This window comes from Trueperella sp. (assembly GCF_043424875.1).
Classification (GTDB): domain Bacteria; phylum Actinomycetota; class Actinomycetes; order Actinomycetales; family Actinomycetaceae; genus Trueperella.
Window position 1 is genome coordinate 1 of the sequence record NZ_JBHWPL010000050.1, and the last position, 3,054, is coordinate 3,054.

Consider the following 3,054-nt stretch of genomic DNA (forward strand, 5'->3'; position numbering starts at 1 on the left):
TGGAGATGCGCCGCCGCCCGAGGTCGGCCAGCCCGCGCCCGAATTCAGCGTGCTGGATATCGATGGCAACCCCGTGGTGCTCGACCGCCTCGATGGGCCGACGTGGCTGATCTTCAACGCCACGTGGTGTTCGGCCTGCCGTGCCGAGACGCCCGATATTCAAGCCGTCCAGGACGCGCGCGGTGATGAGTTCAACCTCGTGTCCGTGTGGGTTAACGAGCCACGCGACGTCGTTCAGGGCTATGTCGATCGGATGGGCCTAGACTACGTGCATGTCGTCGATTCGACGGCGGAGATCGCCTCGACCTATCGGACGATGGGGGTGCCTTCGCACTATTTCATCGACAGTGACGGGGTGCTCCAAGAGATCTACGTCGGCGGACTTTCGCAGGCGCAGATGAATGAAAAGCTCGACGCGTTGAACTAGGCGTGGCGCAGGTAAGTTTCACGGACGCGAGGGGTTTTGGTCAAACTCGAAGGGAAAGACCCATCGGCTTAGACCAAAACCCCTCGCGTGTGTAAGTGTGTATGGGGGTACCTCTAGTCGAGGTAATCCTTTGAATGCTTTGCGTGATGAGTGATCGCGGCGCCGAGGCCGCCCCACACGGTCACGAGAGCAACGATCATCATGATGATGGCGGTGGTTGTCATGACTCGCTCCTTTCAGCGGTCGGGAGATTGCCGGCCTTGCGCGCTTTGGCCTGTTCGGCCAGCCCGGGTCCGTCGATCTGGTGATACTCATCGGCGTCGTACTCGTCGACATTCGTGCGCCAGGGGATGAAGGTCAGGATGGCGGCGCCGAAAATCACGCCGATCACCATGAACCAGCCGTACTGGTAGATGAAGGATTCGGGGTAGCCGCCGTAGCCGTCGCTCACCAGTGATTGGATCGTGAGGACCAAAATGAAGGCGAGAACAGCCGGGGAGACAATGCCAACGAGCACGTCCCACCAGCGGCCGATCTTGACCGACGAGTAGTAGTTCAGGTGCTGGCGCAGCCGCGGCAGCTTGCGCAGCGCGAAGGCCACGAGCAACGTCATCAAGATGGCCGCGGAGACGATTCCGATCTCGTTGATGAACTTATCGACGACGTCGAGGGCGTTCAGGCCGTTCGACGTCGAGAACAGCAGCACGGATGCCGAGCCGGCGATGCCGGTGGCAAGAAGCGCGCCGAAGCGACGGTTGATTCCGAACTTCTCCTGAATCGCCGCGGAGACCACCTGAATGAGCGAGATCAGCGAGGTAAAGCCCGCGATCGTGAGCGATGCGAAGAACACGATGCCGAACAGCGGGCCGCCCGGCATGAGCGAGATGACCTCGGGGAAGGTGACGAACGACAGGATTGGGCCCGTAATGCCTTCGATTTCGTTGACGCCCACGCCGCGCTGGGTTGCCATGTAACCGAGGGTGGCAAACACTCCGATGCCCGCAAGGATTTCAAACGAGGAGTTTGCAAAACCGGTAACGAGGCCGGTGGAGGTAATGTCAGTCTTCTTCTTCAGGTAGCTCGAGTAGGTCAGCATGATGCCGAAAGCGACCGACAGGGAGAAGAAGATCTGGGAGTAGGCCGCGATCCACACCTGCGGGTCGGCGAGCGCTGACCACTGCGGAGTGAAGAAGGCGTTCAGACCCGCCGAAGCGCCATCCAAGAAGAGCGCGCGAATAACCAGGACGCCAAAGATGACCACGAGGAGCGGGATAAAGAACTTCGAGGCCCGCTCGAGACCCTTTTGGATACCGAGCGCAATTACGATGGCCGCGCCGCCCCACACGGCGATCAGCGGCCAAAAGACGCCGGGAACGATGTCGGAATTAAAACCGGGCTCGGAGACTTGGAGGAACTCGCCCGCAAAGAACGACATCGTGTCCGCGCCCCACGCCATGTCCACCGAGAAGAACATGTAGCGAAGCGCCCACGCCAAAATCACGGCGTAGTAGGACATGATGACGAGGCTGACGAGCACCATGAACCAGCCGACGATTTCGAAGTTCTTGTTGAGCCGGCGGAAGACTGCCGGGGCCGAGCCACGGTATCGGTGGCCAAGTGCGTAATCAAGAAGAAGAATAGGGATGCCTGCTGTCAGCAGGGCGATGAGGTAGGGAACCAGGAAGGCTCCGCCACCATTCGTGTAGGCGACGCCGGGGAAGCGCCAGATGTTACCCAAGCCAATTGCGGAGCCGACGGCTGCGAGAATGAAACCGTACTGACCGCTCCACACTTCGCGTGATTGTGTTTGTGTAGTCATTGCGCCTCTCTTGTGCAGGATGGATCCAAGATAGACCGGGACATTCGGCAACTAAACCAGATCTCGCATAGTGGTACCTTTGACCCGAACAATGGTGGAGGTCACGATGGATTCGAGGCGACCGGCTCGCGCGCATGACAACCCGTTCGCACGGGCGGGGGAGTCAACTCGTGCATACATCGACGTGCGTCCGAGCTACCCGGAAAGCGTCGTGGACCTGCTGGGCATTGGACGCGATGACCTCGTCCTCGACGTCGGCGCAGGTACCGGCAAACTCACGGCGCAGCTCGCCGGGCGTAGCGATCGGGTGTGGGCGGTGGAGCCGTCGGCGGATATGAGGGCGGCATTTGCGCGGGCACTCCCTGATTTTCCGGCCGATCGCGTGCTGGCTGGCACGGGCGAGTCGTTGCCCGTCGGCGCGTCGAGCGTTGACGTGCTCGTCTATGGCCAGTCGTGGCACTGGTTAGATGAACGCGCGGCAGCTCTCGAGGCGGAGCGTGTGGTTCGGCCGGGCGGATTGGTTGCGATCCTGTACAACCAGCTCGACGTGCGTCAGCCGTGGGTGCACCGGCTGTCGAGGATCATGCGCTCCGGCGATGTACATCGCGCCGATCGAGCACCCGACCTGCGCGTTCCCGGCCACCACGGCCACATGGAGCGGCCGTTCACCGAGCCGAGCCTCCATCGAACGGTGTGGATTGATCCGCTCACGGTGCCGCAGCTGTACGAGCTGGGCACAACTCGGTCATCGTGGATTAAGAATTCCCCGGCGGGCCGGGCCCGGATGCGCGCGAACCTCGAGTGACAC

General features: G+C 61.3%; 4 protein-coding genes. 2 read left to right on the forward strand and 2 right to left on the reverse strand.

Going from position 1 to position 3,054, the window contains the following annotated elements:
- A partial coding sequence (locus tag ACHFFR_RS05060) for a TlpA family protein disulfide reductase (protein WP_394263190.1) occupies positions 1-427 on the forward strand: 427 nt, incomplete at its 5' end.
- Positions 428-540: 113 nt separating this feature from the next.
- Here ACHFFR_RS05060 and ACHFFR_RS05065 read toward each other — a convergent pair.
- Positions 541-651, reverse strand: a complete 111-nt coding sequence (locus ACHFFR_RS05065) for a methionine/alanine import family NSS transporter small subunit (RefSeq protein ID WP_394263191.1) — start codon at positions 649-651, stop codon at positions 541-543.
- Complete coding sequence (locus ACHFFR_RS05070; RefSeq protein ID WP_394263192.1) at positions 648-2,246, reverse strand: sodium-dependent transporter; 1,599 nt, start codon at positions 2,244-2,246, stop codon at positions 648-650. Before ACHFFR_RS05070 ends, ACHFFR_RS05065 begins: the two co-directional genes overlap by 4 nt.
- Positions 2,247-2,352: 106 nt before the next feature.
- On the opposite strand from ACHFFR_RS05070, the gene ACHFFR_RS05075 reads away from it, so the two are divergent.
- Positions 2,353-3,051 (forward strand): class I SAM-dependent methyltransferase, encoded by a 699-nt coding sequence (locus ACHFFR_RS05075; protein WP_394263193.1) that lies wholly within the window; start codon positions 2,353-2,355, stop codon positions 3,049-3,051.
- The last annotated feature ends 3 nt before the right edge of the window (positions 3,052-3,054 follow it).